The organism is Nonomuraea sp. NPDC050227 (assembly GCF_044459705.1).
Lineage (GTDB): Bacteria > Actinomycetota > Actinomycetes > Streptosporangiales > Streptosporangiaceae > Nonomuraea.
The window spans coordinates 30,885-45,578 of sequence record NZ_JBITJF010000002.1; the positions used below are offsets into that span (position 1 = coordinate 30,885).

Annotated in this window: 13 protein-coding genes; 6 read left to right on the forward strand and 7 right to left on the reverse strand. The window is 71.6% G+C overall.

Annotation, left to right across the window (positions count from 1 at the left end):
- Positions 1–63: 63 nt before the first annotated feature.
- Together ACIBK9_RS07360 and ACIBK9_RS07365 are read left to right on the forward strand one after the other, a co-directional pair.
- Positions 64–1,632: a serine/threonine-protein kinase gene (locus ACIBK9_RS07360; RefSeq protein ID WP_397155985.1), complete on the forward strand. Its 1,569-nt coding sequence runs from the start codon at positions 64–66 to the stop codon at positions 1,630–1,632.
- Between the two features lie 73 nt (positions 1,633–1,705).
- Positions 1,706–2,059 carry a hypothetical protein gene (locus tag ACIBK9_RS07365; protein ID WP_352351545.1) on the forward strand — a complete coding sequence of 118 codons (354 nt, stop codon included), beginning with the start codon at positions 1,706–1,708 and terminating at the stop codon, positions 2,057–2,059.
- Positions 2,060–2,213: 154 nt separating this feature from the next.
- Here ACIBK9_RS07365 and aceA read toward each other — a convergent pair whose 3' ends face one another.
- On the reverse strand, positions 2,214–3,500 hold the full coding sequence (aceA, locus tag ACIBK9_RS07370; RefSeq protein WP_352351543.1) for an isocitrate lyase: 1,287 nt from the start codon (positions 3,498–3,500) through the stop codon (positions 2,214–2,216).
- 267 nt (positions 3,501–3,767) lie between these two features.
- On the opposite strand from aceA, the gene ACIBK9_RS07375 reads away from it, so the two are divergent.
- Positions 3,768–5,240, forward strand: a complete 1,473-nt coding sequence (locus ACIBK9_RS07375) for a helix-turn-helix domain-containing protein (RefSeq protein ID WP_352351541.1) — start codon at positions 3,768–3,770, stop codon at positions 5,238–5,240.
- Positions 5,241–5,274: 34 nt separating this feature from the next.
- Entirely contained in the window at positions 5,275–6,219 is a 945-nt protein-coding gene (locus tag ACIBK9_RS07380) for a glucosyl-3-phosphoglycerate synthase (RefSeq protein WP_397155988.1), read from the forward strand.
- Positions 6,220–6,457: 238 nt separating this feature from the next.
- Here ACIBK9_RS07380 and ACIBK9_RS07385 read toward each other — a convergent pair whose 3' ends face one another.
- Entirely contained in the window at positions 6,458–7,030 is a 573-nt protein-coding gene (locus ACIBK9_RS07385) for a TetR/AcrR family transcriptional regulator (protein WP_397155990.1), read from the reverse strand.
- Positions 7,031–7,117: 87 nt separating this feature from the next.
- Here ACIBK9_RS07385 and ACIBK9_RS07390 point away from each other — a divergent pair, with 87 nt between their 5' ends.
- Positions 7,118–8,320 (forward strand): MFS transporter, encoded by a 1,203-nt coding sequence (locus tag ACIBK9_RS07390; RefSeq protein WP_397155992.1) that lies wholly within the window; start codon positions 7,118–7,120, stop codon positions 8,318–8,320.
- A gap of 76 nt (positions 8,321–8,396) precedes the next feature.
- Here the strand turns inward: ACIBK9_RS07390 and ACIBK9_RS07395 are convergent, their stop codons facing one another.
- On the reverse strand, positions 8,397–9,719 hold the full coding sequence (locus ACIBK9_RS07395; RefSeq protein WP_397155994.1) for an MlaD family protein: 1,323 nt from the start codon (positions 9,717–9,719) through the stop codon (positions 8,397–8,399).
- A 120-nt stretch (positions 9,720–9,839) separates the two neighbouring features.
- Between ACIBK9_RS07395 and ACIBK9_RS07400 the strand changes: the two genes are divergently transcribed.
- A complete protein-coding gene (locus ACIBK9_RS07400; protein ID WP_358292788.1) occupies positions 9,840–11,048 on the forward strand; it encodes an acyl-CoA dehydrogenase family protein in 1,209 nt (402 codons plus the stop codon).
- A gap of 146 nt (positions 11,049–11,194) precedes the next feature.
- Here the strand turns inward: ACIBK9_RS07400 and atpE are convergent, their stop codons facing one another.
- From atpE to ACIBK9_RS07420, 4 genes are all read right to left on the reverse strand, one after another.
- On the reverse strand, positions 11,195–11,428 hold the full coding sequence (atpE, locus tag ACIBK9_RS07405) for an ATP synthase F0 subunit C (RefSeq protein WP_352329951.1): 234 nt from the start codon (positions 11,426–11,428) through the stop codon (positions 11,195–11,197).
- Positions 11,429–11,634: 206 nt separating this feature from the next.
- Positions 11,635–13,206, reverse strand: coding sequence for a M28 family metallopeptidase (locus tag ACIBK9_RS07410; protein ID WP_397155997.1), 1,572 nt, complete (start codon positions 13,204–13,206; stop codon positions 11,635–11,637).
- A gap of 153 nt (positions 13,207–13,359) precedes the next feature.
- Positions 13,360–14,277, reverse strand: coding sequence for a cation diffusion facilitator family transporter (locus tag ACIBK9_RS07415; protein ID WP_397155999.1), 918 nt, complete (start codon positions 14,275–14,277; stop codon positions 13,360–13,362).
- Positions 14,277–14,666 carry an ArsR/SmtB family transcription factor gene (locus tag ACIBK9_RS07420; RefSeq protein ID WP_387669719.1) on the reverse strand — a complete coding sequence of 130 codons (390 nt, stop codon included), beginning with the start codon at positions 14,664–14,666 and terminating at the stop codon, positions 14,277–14,279. Before ACIBK9_RS07420 ends, ACIBK9_RS07415 begins: the two co-directional genes overlap by 1 nt.
- Between the last annotated feature and the right edge of the window lie 28 nt (positions 14,667–14,694).

Sequence of the window (14,694 nt, forward strand, 5' to 3'; positions counted from 1 at the left end):
CGTGTCCCCCACAGGAGAGGCGAGACCCGGATGGCGCGTGGTGCGAGCGACATGCCTCCTGGCGTGCGACCGCTTACGGTGGGCGACCCGGTCGTCATCGGCCGGTACCTTCTCCTCGGCCGCCTGGGGACGGGCGGGATGGGAGTGGTGTACCTGGCCGAACACCCGCAAGGCGGCCTGGTCGCGCTCAAGACGCCGCACGCGGTACATCTCCACGATGCCACGTTGCGGGCGCGTTTCGCCGAGGAAGTGGCTTTCTCGCGGAGATTGGTGCCTTTCTGCACCGCCGCCGTCATCGAGGACGGCGTCGAGGACGGCCGTCCGTACCTGGTCACCGAGTACATCCCGGGGCCCGCGCTGTCCCAGGTGGTCAAGGCCGGGGGAGCGCTCACGCCCGACCTCGCCTACGGCGTGGCACTCGGCGTGGCCGCCGCGCTCGTCGCCGTGCACGAGGCCGGTCTGGTGCACCGCGACCTCAAGCCCGGCAACGTGCTGCTGTCGCCCGGAGGGCCGCGGGTCATCGACTTCGGCATCGCCTGCGACGTGGACACCCTCGCCGCCCACACCCAGGCCGGCCAGGTCATGGGCAGTCCCGGCTGGGTGGCGCCCGAGCGGCTGACCGGCGGCCCCGCCCTGCCCGCCTCGGACGTGTTCGCGTGGGGCTGCCTGGTGGCCTACGCCGCGAGCGGGCACCACCCGTTCGGCGGCGGCGAGGCGGACGTGCTGACCCGGCGCATCCTGTTCGACCCGCCGCGTCTGGACGGCGTGCCCGTCCTGCTGCGCCCGGCCGTGGAGGCGGCGCTGGCCAAGGATCCTGCTTCCCGTCCCGGATCGGCCGGCCTGCTGCGGGCGCTGCTGGCCTCCGGGGGCGTGGGCGATCCGTGGGACCTGCGCCGGGCGGTCTCCGACGTGCTGGACGGGAGCTGGGCGGAGGTGCCCTGTCCGGCGGGCGGCGGGGCGGGCGAGCCGGTCACATCGGCGGCGGAACCGGCCGGGTCCGAGCGCGGGAGCAGGCGCAGGAGCAGGGCGAAGGCCGGGGCGCACCTGTCGCACGCCAGCTTCGCCGCGCTGGCCACGGTCTCGATCGCGGCGATCACCGTGATCGCGGCCTCCGGCGGGGACGCCCTGAGCCTCGGCGGCGGCTCGCTGCTGCCCGAGACCGCGGTCGTGCAGCCCCAGGACAGCGCCCGCCCGAGCGATCGGCCTGCGGCGACCCCCGACGGCGTCCGGCCGTCCGTCCACGCGGCGCCCCCGGCGAGCGCGGCGCCCCCGGCGAGCGCGGCGAGCGCGGCCACGCCCGCGGTGTCCGGCACGCGTCTCCGCACGCCGGGCGGGCACGTCGCAAGCCTCACCTCCGAACCCGACCGGTGGTCCGACGACTTCCGCCGGTCCCGCCCGTCCCGTCCCGCCCGCCCGTCCGGCACGTCCGGGCCGGGCGATCTGGGTGATCCGGGCGGGGAGGAGCCCGGTCCGTGCGACGGCCCGGCAGGTCGCCGCCGCGGGGGCGGGGGCCGCCGCGACTGCCCGCGGCCGTCGGGCTCGATCAGCACGATCCCCCAGGACGGCCCCGGCGAGTCGCCCGGCCCCACCGTCTCGGGCCCGGCCACCCCGACGGCCACCGGAGCGTCCTGACCGCGCATGCCTCATGATCGAGGTGAGCGGGGGAAGCGTGGTCCCCCTCCCGCACCCGAGAGCGAGGCCGTACATGAGCTACTACGACATCGAGGGCAACCCCATCAGCCCGGCGCGGGCGCAGGAGCTGCTGGCCGACCGCGCCCGGCGCACGATCGGGGACGACCGCGTCGGCACCGCTGCGGGAACGTTCCGCATCCGCACCCTGCACCTGGTGCTCGACCAGGCCGACGGGGGGACGGTGCCGCTGCTGTTCGAGTCGACCGTGCGCCTGTCGCCGCCCGGCGCCGATCCGGGGACGGGCGGCGAGGAGGTGCTCAGCCTGCACTGGTCCACCAGGCAGCAGGCCGAGGACGCGCACGCCCAGCTGGTCCGCGACATCACCGAGCGGCAGGACCTGCCGTCGTGGGCCCGGGAGGGCGGCTGATCACATGACGGGCATCGAGGACAGGAAAAAGGGGGCCGCGCCGGGCTGGGATCGAAAAGGCAGAAAAATGGGCCGCGCCGGGCTGGGGGAGCCGGCGCGGCCCTTCGCCGGGGAACCGTCCCATGCCCTGGAGGTGGCCGGCGAGCTCAGCAGATCAGTGGTGGAACTGCTCCTCCTCGGTGGAGCCCTTGAGCGCGGTCGTCGAGGAGTCGGGCGCGACGGCCGTGCTGACCAGGTCGAAGTAGCCGGTGCCGACCTCGCGCTGGTGCCTGGTCGCGGTGTATCCGCGCGACTCGGCGGCGAACTCGGCCTCCTGGAGCTCGACGTACGCCGTCATGCCGTCGGTGGCGTAGCCCTGGGCGAGGTCGAACATCGAGTAGTTCAGCGAGTGGAACCCGGCCAGCGTGATGAACTGGAACTTGTATCCCATGTGCCCCAGCTCGCGCTGGAACTTGGCGATCGTGGAGTCGTCCAGGTGCGCCTTCCAGTTGAACGACGGCGAGCAGTTGTAGGCGAGCATCTGGTCCGGGTAGCGGGCCTTGATCGCCTCGGCGAACTCGCGGGCCACGTCCAGGTCCGGCGTGCCGGTCTCCATCCACAGCAGGTCGGAGTAGGGGGCGTAGGCCAGGCCGCGGGCGATGCAGGAGTCCACGCCGTTGCGCACCCGGTAGAAGCCCTCGGCGGTGCGCTCGCCGGTGGTGAAGGCCTGGTCGCGCGGGTCCACGTCACTGGTCAGGAGCGTCGCGGCCTGTGCGTCGGTCCGCGCGACGATCAGTGAGGGGACGCCGCACACGTCGGCGGCCAGCCGCGCGGCGTTGAGCGTCTTGATGTGCTGGCCGGTCGGGATCAGCACCTTGCCGCCCAGGTGGCCGCACTTCTTCTCGGAGGCGAGCTGGTCCTCCCAGTGCACGCCCGCGGCGCCGGCCGCGATCATGCCCTTCATCAGCTCGAACGCGTTCAGCACGCCGCCGAACCCGGCCTCGGCGTCCGCCACGATCGGCGCCAGCCAGTGCGGCGCGTCCGGCACGCCCTCCGACCAGGTGATCTGGTCGGCGCGCAGCAGCGCGTTGTTGATGCGGCGCACGACGGCGGGCACGGAGTTGGCCGGGTAGAGGCTCTGGTCCGGGTAGGTCTGGCCGCCGAGGTTGGCGTCCGCGGCCACCTGCCAGCCGGACAGGTAGATCGCCTTCAGCCCGGCCTTCACCTGCTGGACGGCCTGGTTGCCGGTCAGCGCGCCGAGGGCGTTGACGTAGTCCTCGGTGTGCAGCAGGTCCCACAGACGCTCGGCGCCGAGCCGGGCCAGCGTGTGCTCCTCCTGGACGCTTCCCCGCAACCGGATCACGTCCTGCGCGCTGTACGTGCGCTCGACGCCCGCCCAGCGAGGGTCGTTCTCCCACTTGTCCTGCAGCTGCTCCGCAGCTCCCTTGAGGCGATCGTTCATCGTTCGCTCCTTTGTCGTCCCCTGGGGCTCACGTCGATGATCTGCCCGGAGGCCGCGGGTCAATAGGCTCCAGAGCTGAGAAGAAGCGTCAAAATTTCCGGTACGTGCATTACTCGTGGGTATTCAGATGAGAAGAAATCGCAAGTTTTCCTGTTGGCCTAGACCAATCCTCATCCCGAACCGCACGCGGCTCTCGCGTACCGCCGCGACGCGCCCTGGGTGGCCAAAGGCTAGAAAATGGGCCGAATTTCTGTCTAAGATGCCTGTATGGCGTCCCTGCTAGGCGAAGAACCGCTGTCTTTGACGCAGGAGCTCGATCTGATCGCGTTCGGCCAGCGTCTGCGCCACCTGCGCAAACAGCGCGGCCTCACCCTGTCGGACCTGGGCTCGCGCGTCAGCAGGGCGCCCAGCCAGCTGTCGCTGCTCGAGAACGGCAAGCGCGAGCCCAAGCTCTCGCTGCTCAAGTCCCTGGCGACCGCGCTGGGCGTCCCCGTCGAGGAGCTGCTGCGCCGTCAGCCGCCCAACCGGCGCGCCCAGCTGGAGATCGCGCTGGAGGAGGCGCAGCGCGACCCCATCTACGCCGGTCTCGGCCTGCCCCGGCTCAAGGTGTCCGCGCGCGTGCCCAACGACGTCCTGGAACACCTGCTCGGCCTGTACGGCGAGCTGCGCGCCCGGCAGGCCCGCGGCACCGCCACCCCCGAGGAGGCCAGGGCCGCCAACGCCGAGCTGCGGCGCAGGCAGCGCGAGGTGGGCAACTACTTCCCCGACATCGAGAAGGCCGCGGCCGAGGCCCTCGACGCCGTCGGCTACCGCACCGGGGCCCTGTCCCAGAGCACGATCCAGGGCCTGGTCACGCACTTCGGCTACACCGTCCACACCGCCCAGGACCTGCCGCGCTCGGTGCGTTCCATCACCGACCTGCGTAACCGGCGCATCTACGTCAAACACGAGCAGCTCGGCATGCACACCCCGCGCACGATCCTGCTCCAGACGCTCGGGCACCTCGCGCTCGGCCACGGCAAACCGCGCGACTTCGCCGACTTCCTGCGCCAGCGCACCGAGGCCAACTACTTCGCCGCCGCCGTGCTCGTGCCCGAACGGGCCGCCGCCCCCTACCTCCAGGAGGCCAAGGCGGCGCGGGCGCTGTCGGTGGAGGACCTGCGGGACGTGTTCGCCGTCTCCTACGAGATGGCCGCCCACCGCTTCACCAACCTGGCCACCCACCACCTGGGCCTCGTCTGTCACTTCGTGCGCAACGACGCCGGTGGCACCATCTACAAGGCGTACGAGAACGACGGCATCGTCTTCCCCGCCGACGAGCAGGGGGCCATCGAGGGGCAACGGATGTGCCTGCAGTGGTCGGGGCGACAGGTGTTCGCCTCGCCCGACCGGTTCTCGGTGTTCTACCAGTATTCCGACTCGCCCACCGGCACCTATTTCTGCGTCGCGCACGTCGATCCCTCGCGGGAACGGGACTTCGCGATCACGCTGGGGGTGCCGTACCGGGAGTCGCGGTGGTTCCGGGGCCGGGAGACCACCAACCGCACCAAATCCAGCTGCCCCAACGGCGACTGCTGCCGCCGTCCGCCCGCTGAGCTGGCCGAACGCTGGGAGGGCTACGCCTGGCCGTCCGCGCGGGCCAATTCGCACATCCTGGCCGCCCTGCCGCCCGGGTCGTTCCCGGGCGTGGACGAGGCGGACGTCTATACCTTCCTGGAGCGTCACGCGACCCTCGCATAAGCTGACAAGCGGGGGAACGGGGGAGGTGTCGCACATGCTGCCTGATGTGCGGAAATGGTGGCATCGCCGAACGTCGTGCGCCGCGGACTGGCCGCTGCGCGACCTCGTGGCGGCCAAGGGGGGCACCACGGTGAGCGTGGTCCTGCCGGCCCGCGACGAACGGGAGACCGTGGGGGAGATCGTCCAGGTGATCCGGCGGGAGCTGGACGGCCTGGTGGACGAGCTCGTCGTCATCGACTCGTGCTCGGCCGACGACACCGCCCGCGTGGCGGCGCGGGCCGGGGCCGCCGTGCACGCCCAGCGCGACATCCTGCCCGAGCTCGCACCGCTGGAGGGCAAGGGCGAGGCCCTGTGGAAGTCGCTGGCGGTCACCTCCGGCGACGTGGTGGCCTTCGCCGACGCCGACATCAGGCACTTCCGCGCCTCGCTGGTCGCCGGGGTGCTCGGGCCGCTGCTCACCGATCCCACCGTGGCCTACGCCAAGGGCTGCTACGACCGTCCGCTGAACGGCGCGCCCAACGGCGGCGGCCGCGTCACCGAGCTGGTCGCCCGCCCGCTGATCAACCTGCACTGGCCCGAACTGGCCGGTTTCGTGCAACCCCTCGCCGGGGAGTACGCCGGCCGCCGCTCGGCCCTGGAACGCGTGCCGTTCCTGACCGGGTACGGGGTGGAGCTCGGCCTGCTCATCGACCTGCTGGACCTGGCCGGGCTGGACGGCCTGGCCCAGGTGGACCTGGGCTCGCGCGAGCACGCCCCGCAGTCGACGGAGGCGCTCGGGGGGATGGCGGCCCAGATCATGCTGGCCGCGTGGTCGCGGCTGCGGCGCCAGGGGAAGATCGAGGCCCGTCATGCGCCGGGGGTGGAGCTGGCCCAGTTCCGGCGGTGCGAGGGCGGCCACGACGTCCTGACCCGCCAGATCGCCATCGGCGAACGCCCCCCGATGCTCACCCTGCCCCGCCCCACCCCACCACCTCCGTGAGGCTCCCGCCGCGCACGGCGGTGCCTCCGTAACGCCTCCCGCCGCCTCGGCCCGCCGACGCGGCCGGCTCAGCCGCCCCTGGCCTGCCTTCGGAATGATGCGCCACAGCGGTCGCCCCTCATCGGGACGGTGCCGTGCCCTTGGCCCACCTCTCTGCGGGCTGCGTCGCGCTTGGCGTGCCTTCGTGAGGATTGCGTCGCCGGCCTGCGGCGTCAGCGTGCGGGCGTCCCGTGAGGCGCTATTTGAGGGCCGCTGTCACGAAGGCGCTGATCTGGTCGCGGATGGCGTCGTGGTCGTCGGCGTCGTCGCCCAGCATGATGCGCCCGAGCTGCGGCATCATCGACGGGAACAGCGCGAGCCCGGTCAGCATGAACAGCGTGCGCGCCGTCGCCTTAGACGGCTGCTCGCCGCGCCCCTCGGCCAGCGAGGCCGCCTTGCGCGCGCACCGCTCGACCCTGGCCTCCTGGCCGGGCAGCAGCTCCTGGCCGCGGTAGTTGAGCGCCTCCCACATGAGCAGCCGGACCAGGTCGGGATGGCGCCGGTAGTAGTCGGTCAGCCGGGCCACGTAGTCGACGGGGTCGGCGCCGGGCAGGGCGATCTGCGACGTCAGGTCGTCGAGCGCCTCGTTGATGACGGCGTCGAACAACTTCTCCTTGTTGCCGAAATGCCCGTAGATGCGCTCTTTGTTGACGCCGGCACGCTCCGCGATGCGATCCACGCGCGCCCCCGCCACGCCGTACGCGGCGAACTCCTCGCGGGCGGCTTCGAGCAGGGCGGCCCGGGTGGCGGCGGTCGAGACCTTGGGTGACATGCCACCATTCTGCCACCAACAACTAGTTGGTTGAAAACCAACTAACTAGTTGACGTCCAACTGGTTGGTTGGCTACCGTCCTCTCCCATGGCACTCACGCTTTCCCGTACGGCGGCCGCTCCGGCAGTCCGTACCGATTACGCCCGCTTCGGCCGCACCCTGTTGGCGTTCACCCTCACCGCGGTCCTGTGCAGCGGCCAGTTGTACATCGTGATCCCCCTGCTGCACGACATGGCGACCGGCTGGCACGCCTCACCCGGCGGCCTGACCTGGCTGGTCACCGCGTTCGGCGCCGGCTACGGCATCGGGTTCCTGGTGTTCGGCCCCCTTTCCGACCGGTACGGCCGCCGCCGCCTGCTGATGGCCGGTCTGCCGCTTGCCGCGTTGACCAGCGCGTTGGTGGCGTTGAGCCCGAACGTCGAGGTGGCCCTGGTGTTGCGTGCCCTGCAGGGGGTGGCCGTGGCGATGTTCCCGCCCGCCGGCATGGCCTACCTGGCCGAACGGCTTGAGCCGCGGCGCCGTGTGATCGCCATCGCCGCGGTGACCGGCGCTTTCCTGGCCTCGGCCGTGTTGTTGCAGGTCGCCGCACAGGTGCTGGTCGAGACGATCGGCTGGCGGGGGCTGTTCCTGCTGTCGGCCGCCGGCTTCGCCCTCGCCGGGCTCGGCCTGCGCGCCGTCATGCTGCCCGACCTGCCGCGCGAGGCGGCGGGGTCGCTGCTGTCGGCCTACCGCGCGGTGCCCGGCCTGCTGTTCGACCGGGTGCTCGCGCTGCGCTACCTGGCGACGGTCATGCTGATGGCCGGGTTCGTCGCCGTCTACACCGGGTTGCAGATCTACGGCGGCACGTCCGCCGCCGACCTGCTCACGTTGCGCGCCTCCGGGCTGCCCTCGATCGTGCTGATGCCGGTGCTCATGCCGTGGCTGGCCCGGATCCCCACCACGGCCAGGGCCGCGGCGTTCCTGGCCGTGGGCGCGCTCGCCCTGGCGGCCGTCGCGTTCAGCGGGGCCGGCGCCCTCGGCCTGGTGCTCCTGCTGGCCGTCTACGTCGCCGCCATCACCGGCGGCCTGCCCAGCATGAACGAGGCCATCTCCGCCCAGGCCGGACCGGCCCGCGGCACGGCGCTCGCGCTGTTCTCCTTCGCGCTCGCCGTCGGCGGCAGCGTCGGCCCGCAGCTCGCGGCGGCCTTCGGCGGGTTCACCCCGCTGGTGTACGGCCTGGCGATCGGCATGGGCGTGGCCGCCCTGGCCGTCCTCGCCTCCGCCCATCGCTCCACCCGTATCGCCCGCTGACCCGGCCCGACCCGTCCCCCAGGCCCCCACTGGACGCCGACCCGGCGCCTGGTGGGGGCCGGTCTGCGTGAGGCGGTCAGCGGATCGTGACGAGCCCGCCGAGCGACAGGTCGGGGCGGTCGACCCGCACATCGGGCAGCAGCCACGACGTGTCGATCGCCACGGTGTCGTTGAGCGCCCGCGCCAGGGGGTTGAGCGCGCCGAGCAGCGACTCGCAGCCGCCGTCCATGGAATGGGCCAGCGAGCACAACCACATCGCGACGTCGTCGGTCTGGCCGTTGAGGTTGAACCGGGCCCGGAACGTCGCGCTCACGGGGTCGTAGGCGTTGTTCGCGTTGTTCAGGGCGAGCGGCGCGGTGTCGAGGAACGTGCCGATGGACGCGCGCTGACGTACCAGCAGGGTGGTGAGGTGGGCGAGATCGCGGGTGTTGGCGGCGATCTCACCCCTGTTGTCCTCGACGAAGTCGGCGACCTGCGTGAGCGTGGAGGACAGCTGGCCCAGCACCGCGCGCAGTTCCTGGCGCTCGCCGTCGAGCTGCGCCGACACGCCGGCCAGGTCCTTCATGAACGCCCGGATCCGCGCGTCGTCGCGGGCCATCGCCCCGGTGATCGTGGCCAGGTCGCGGACGGTCTGAGCCAGGTCGTCGCCGTCGCCGGCCAGCACGGAGGCCGCGTCGGACAGGCCCCGCACGGTGGCCCCCACCGTCTCGCCCTGCCCGCCGAACGTGCCCGCCGAGACCCGCAACAACCGCGCCAGCGCCCCACGCTCCTCCGCCGCCACACCATCCGCCCCCGGCCGAGGCGAACCGGGCCGCGGGGAGTTGGGCCGTGGGAAACCGGGCCGCGGGGAGTCGGGCTGAGGGGTGTCGGACCGGGGGGAATCGGACCGGGGGGAATCGGACCGAGCGGAGCCGGGCCGTGGAGAACCGGTCTGAGGCGAATCGGGCTCGGGCGAGACCGGTGGGGCGAGGGCCGCGGTGAGCTGGTCGTAGCCGCGTAACGCCTCGTCGATCTCGACCGGCGAGCGGGTCCGGCCCAGCGTGCCGTCGTCCTGGAGCACGGGCCCGCCCCGGTACGGCGGCGTGAGCTGCACGAACCGGTCGGCGATCAGCGACCGCGCGACGATGACCGCCTGCGCGGCGGCCGGGACCTTGCGCCCGGCGTCGAGCGCCAGCTCCACCCGGACCTGCGCGCCCGCCGGGCTGACCGCGGTGACCCGCCCGACCCGCACCCCGAGGACCCGCACGTCGGACCCCGGATACAGCCCCACGGCGGCGTCGAAGTAGGCGACGGCACGGACGCCCGCGACCGGCCTGAGCAGCAGATACGCCGCCCCCAGCGCGAGGACGGCGAGAAGTGCGGCGAGCCGGCGGTCCATCGGCCTTCCTCGATCGAACATGGGCGTACGGTGACCAGAACATTACCGTGAGTCGCCGGGCCGTCGCACCTTCCGGCCGGGCCCTACTCGCCGGTAGGGTGTTACCGACGGTAACAATGGAACGGCCAGGGAGTGGACACGATGACCGGGTTCTGTCCGGAGCTCAGTGACGACGTGATCGAGGTGCGTGACTGGGTCCACGCGTTCGCCCGCGACGTGATCCGCCCCGCGGGCGCCGAATGGGACGAACGCGAGCAGACCCCTTGGCCCGTGATCCAGGAGGCGGCCAAGATCGGCCTGTACTCGCTGGACTTCTTCGCCACCCAATGGTTCGAGCAGAGCGGCCTGGCCCTGCCGGTGGCGTTCGAGGAGATCTTCTGGGGGGACGCCGGCATCGGCCTGTCCATCGTCGGCACCGGCCTGGCCGCCGCCGCGCTGTCCGCGAACGGCACCCCGGAGCAACTGGGGGAGTGGCTGCCGCAGATGTTCGGCACGGAGAACGACGTCAAGCTGGGCGCCTTCTGCGCCTCCGAGCCCGATGCCGGCTCCGACATCGGCGCCATCCGCACCCGCGCCGTGCACGACAACGGCGACTGGGTGCTGAACGGCGTCAAGACCTGGGCCACGAACGGCGGCATCGCCGACGTGCACGTGGTCGTCGCCTCGGTGGACCCGTCCCTGGGCACCCGCGGGCAGGCCAGTTTCGTCGTCCCGCCCGGCACGCCGGGCCTGTCGATGGGGCAGAAGTTCCGCAAGCACGGCATCCGCGCCTCGCACACCGCCGAGGTGATCCTTGAGGACGTGCGCGTGCCGGGCTCGTGCCTGCTGGGCGGCAAGGAGAAGCTGGACGCCCGCCTGGCCAGGGTCCGCAACGGCGAACGCGCCGGCGAGCAGGCCGCGATGCGCACGTTCGAGACCACCCGCCCGTCGGTCGCCGCGATGGCCGTCGGCATCGCCCGCGCGGGCTTCGAGTACGCCAGGGACTACGCCCGCGAACGCGAGCAGTTCGGCCGCAGGATCGGCGACAACCAGGCGATCGCGTTCCTGCTCGCCGACATGGCGACCCGCGTCGACGTGGCCCGCCTGCTGACCTGGCGCGCCGCCTGGATGGCCCGCAACGGCAGGCCGTTCGAGCAGGCCGAGGGCTCGATGTCGAAGCTGGTGGCGGGCGAGACGGCGGTGTGGGTGACCGAACAGGCGATCCAGATCCTCGGCGGCGCCGGCTACACCCGGGAACACCCGGTGGAACGTTTCCACCGTGACGCCAAGATCTACACGATTTTCGAGGGCACGAGCGAGATTCAACGGCTCATCATCGGCCGCGCGGTAACCGGCCTGCCCGTGCGCTGAGGAACGTCCGCTGAGGAACGTCGGCTGAGGAACGTCCGCGGAGGAACGTCCGCGGAGGAATGGTCGTGGGGGTGGCGTGACTCCGGGGCGGTCATCGCCACCCATCTTCAGCTCGAATTCGCCATTCGCGTCGCGGAGCGCGGCGATTACTTGAGGAACTGGAAGATGAACGGCGCCACCAGCCCGATCAGGGCCAGCGCCTCGGTGAGGACGAAACCGAGCAGGATGTTCTGGCGGATCAGCGGATACGCCTCGGGCTGGCGGGCGATGGCCTGCACGCCCTGGCCGAAGATGATGCCGACGCCCACGCCGGGGCCGATCGCGGCCAGGCCGTAACCGATGGCGGTGATGTTGCCGGAGACTTGAGCGAGTACGTGCATTGCGCCGCCTTTCTGGCGTCCGGTGAAGCAGTGAATCGCTGGTCTGCTTGCATTCCAACCCGGGGACGCGAGAAAGAAAATATGGCGTTTCTCCAATTTCTCCGCAAAATGCTCGTTGATCAGCGTACTGGACAAATCGATCTACATGTAGAACGCGTGAGCGGATCCTTCCGTGCGCCCGGCGCGGGCGCACGGAAGGGCCGGAGTCAGCGGGTCTCCCTGCCTTCGACGGTCGCCTTGAGGGTGCTTGTGGCGATCCGGGCCTTGGCGGCCGGCCGGGCGGCGTCGGGGCCGGGCAGGTCGCGGCTGTAGGCGTAGACGACGGCCGCCGTGGCGACCGCGCCGGTGTTCAGCGCGAGCGCCTTGTCGTTGATGTTGGCGATGGTGTCGCAGGCCTGGTGGTAGCAGGGGTCGTAGGGCTGTCCGGCGGTGCCGCCGAAGATCGCGGCCTCCTCGGGCGTCTTGATGCCCTCGGCGCCGGTGAACACGCCGCCGGAGGGGATGCCGGCCTCGATGAACGGGCCGTAGTCGGAGCGGCCGTCGAAGTCGGTGCCGTTGTGTCCCTGGTGCAGCAGGTCGAAGTACTTCTCGTAGAGCTTCTCGATCTCGTCGGAGCCGGGCGGGCCCGCGGGGGCGCCGACGCCGTCGGAGTCGTCGCCGTCGTAGATCTTGAAGGCGTAGTTGGTGGAGCCGAGCATGTCGTAGTCGAGGAAGAGCTTGATCTTGGACAGCTCGGCCGCGGGCAGGGTCTCCACGTAGTGGATCGAGCCGAGCAGGCCCAGCTCCTCGGCGCTCCACCAGGCGAAGCGCAGCCGGTTGCGGGTCGGGATCTTGCCCAGGGCCTCGGCGACGGCGAGCGTGGCGGCGGTGCCGGAGCCGTCGTCGTTGATGCCGGGCCCGGCCGGGACGGAGTCGAGGTGGGCGCCGGACATGACCACCTTGTTCGGGTCGCCCCACTTGGAGTCGGCGATGACGTTGTAGGTGGTGCGCATCTCGCTGACGGTGTCGGTCTTGATGTGGATCCCGCCGCCGGTCGTGGCCAGCTCCTGGCCGACGTCGAAGCTGGTGCCCAGCACGGGGATGGTGACGGGCGTGCCGAGGTTCCCGCGCAGGGTCGCGGTGCGGCCCGGCTGGCCCTCGTTGAAGACGATCACCGCCACGGCCCCCGCGGCCTTGGCGTTGTTCGCCTTGACCACGAAGTCGCAGGTCCCGCGCTGCAGCAGCGCGATGTTGCCCGGCGTGAACCCGGCGAAGTCGGCCGCCTCGCACCCGGAGTTGGACGTGCTCGGCGTCGGGCCGGGCGGCAGGACGAGGTCCACGTTCTGCAGCGACGCGGTGACCTCGCCGGACCCGGAGTACGTCATGGTGGCGAACTCGCCGACGGAGGAGCCGTCGGGCGGGGTCGGGGTGAAGACGCGCGGGCTGGGGGAGACGCGCTCCATCAGCGCCGTGGACTTCTCCTGGAAGTAGGCGATGTCGAACGGCTGGAGGGTGACGTTGTAACCGGCCTTCTTGAGCTTGGCCGCGACGTAGTCGCGCGAGGCCAGGTGGCCGCTGGTGCCGGCGGCGCGGTTGCCGTTGTTGGCGTCGGCGATGCTCTGTAACGCCTGAAGGTGTTTCTTCACCGCCGGCGCGGTGACCGAGTCGATCAGCTTCTTCTCGGCCGGGGCGGGCGTGGGGTCCGCCTGCGCCGCGGTCGGAAGGAGAGCCAGAGGCAGGGACAGTGCCGCGGCCGTCGCAAGGACGCGGAAGGCGCCTCTGCGCAGGGTGATGCGCATACGAGCTCCTCGAACTGAGATGAAACAGGTGTCTTTCCCGATTCAGCGGCCCAGGAGAATACATAAGCCGACAAATCCACCCATGGGAAGAATTTGAGTCGTCCAATGTTGGACAAGTGCATCGTGGGGACGGCAGGGCCGGTGCGCCGCCCGCTACCACCCCAGTTCGTCGCAGCCCTGGTGGTCGACCGGCTCCACCTGCAACGTGGCGTGCGCGATGTGGTGGCGCTGCCGCAGCACGTCGCGGGCCCGGTCAAGGACGGCGTGGTTGTCGCCCGGCTCGGCGGTGACCAGGTGCGCGGTGGCCACGTTCATGCCGGAGGTGAGCGTCCACAGGTGCAGGTCGTGCACGTTGTGCACGCCGTCGATGGCGGCCAGGTCGGCCGCCACGGCGGCGGCGTCGATGCCCTCGGGCACGTGCTGCCCGAGCACCGCGAACACCTGCCGGCCGAGCGAGATCGCGCGGACGGCCACGAACACCCCGATGGCCAGCGCGACGACGGTGTCCCAGAACGCCTGCCCGGTGGCGGCCACCAGCCAGCCGGCCACGATGACGCCGACCGAGCCGGCGGTGTCGGCCACGACCTCCAGGTAGGCGCCCTTGACGTTGAGGCTCTCGCTCGCGCCCGAGCGCAGCAGGAGCAGGGCCACGAGGTTCACCACGAGGCCGATGGCGCCGACGACGAGCATCGGGCCGGAGGAGACCTCGGCGTTCCCGCCGATGCGGCCGATCGCCTCGATCACGACGTACAGGGCGACGCCGAGCATCAGCACGACGGCCAGCAGTGAGGCGAACACCTCGGCCCGGTAGGAGCCGTAGCTGCGCCGGCCGGTGGTGTCGGGGCGAGCGGCGATCCTGGTGGCGACCAGCGCCGCGCCGAGCGTGACGACGTCGGCGGCCATGTGCCCGGCGTCCGACATCAGGGCCAGCGACCCCGAGAAGAGGCCGTAGCCCAGCTCGACCAGGAAGAACGCGCCGATCAGGACGAACGAGACCGCCAGCCGCCAGCGGTGCCGGGCCCCGGCGTGCCCCTGGGCCTGTCCGTGTCCGTGCCCGTGTCCGGCGCCCATCACGACGTCCCTTCGCGTTCGGGGTGGATGGCCTCGGTGTGCTCGGTGTGGGCCAGCGCCAGGTCGAGCAGCATCCGTACGTGCGGATCCTCCAGCCGGTAGTACGCCATCCGCCCCGAGCGGCGGGCGGCCACGATGCGATGGGCGCGCAGCAGGCGCAGCGCGTGGGAGACCGCCGACTCGCTCTGCCCGGTCACCGCCGCCAGGTCGCACACGCACAGCTCGCCGTCCAGCAGGGCGACCAGCAGCTTCAGCCGGTTGGGGTCGGACAGCAGGCCGAAGACGTCGGCCGTGTCGGCCAGGTCCGCGGCGGCGGGCATGCGCTCGTGCACGGCCGCGACGCGGTCGGCGTCGACCACCTTGACCGCGCAGCCGTCCACGGCCAACACGTGCTCATCTGAAGAACTGTTCACATGT

Coding starts and splice junctions, on each gene's coding strand:
- ACIBK9_RS07365 (WP_352351545.1), top strand. CDS start 1,706: ATGAGCTACTACGACATCGAGGGCAACCCCATCAGCCCGGCGCGGGCG.
- aceA (WP_352351543.1), bottom strand. CDS start 3,500: ATGAACGATCGCCTCAAGGGAGCTGCGGAGCAGCTGCAGGACAAGTGG.
- ACIBK9_RS07375 (WP_352351541.1), top strand. CDS start 3,768: ATGGCGTCCCTGCTAGGCGAAGAACCGCTGTCTTTGACGCAGGAGCTC.
- ACIBK9_RS07380 (WP_397155988.1), top strand. CDS start 5,275: ATGCTGCCTGATGTGCGGAAATGGTGGCATCGCCGAACGTCGTGCGCC.
- ACIBK9_RS07385 (WP_397155990.1), bottom strand. CDS start 7,030: ATGTCACCCAAGGTCTCGACCGCCGCCACCCGGGCCGCCCTGCTCGAA.
- ACIBK9_RS07390 (WP_397155992.1), top strand. CDS start 7,118: ATGGCACTCACGCTTTCCCGTACGGCGGCCGCTCCGGCAGTCCGTACC.
- ACIBK9_RS07395 (WP_397155994.1), bottom strand. CDS start 9,719: ATGTTCGATCGAGGAAGGCCGATGGACCGCCGGCTCGCCGCACTTCTC.
- ACIBK9_RS07400 (WP_358292788.1), top strand. CDS start 9,840: ATGACCGGGTTCTGTCCGGAGCTCAGTGACGACGTGATCGAGGTGCGT.
- atpE (WP_352329951.1), bottom strand. CDS start 11,428: ATGCACGTACTCGCTCAAGTCTCCGGCAACATCACCGCCATCGGTTAC.
- ACIBK9_RS07410 (WP_397155997.1), bottom strand. CDS start 13,206: ATGCGCATCACCCTGCGCAGAGGCGCCTTCCGCGTCCTTGCGACGGCC.
- ACIBK9_RS07415 (WP_397155999.1), bottom strand. CDS start 14,277: ATGGGCGCCGGACACGGGCACGGACACGGACAGGCCCAGGGGCACGCC.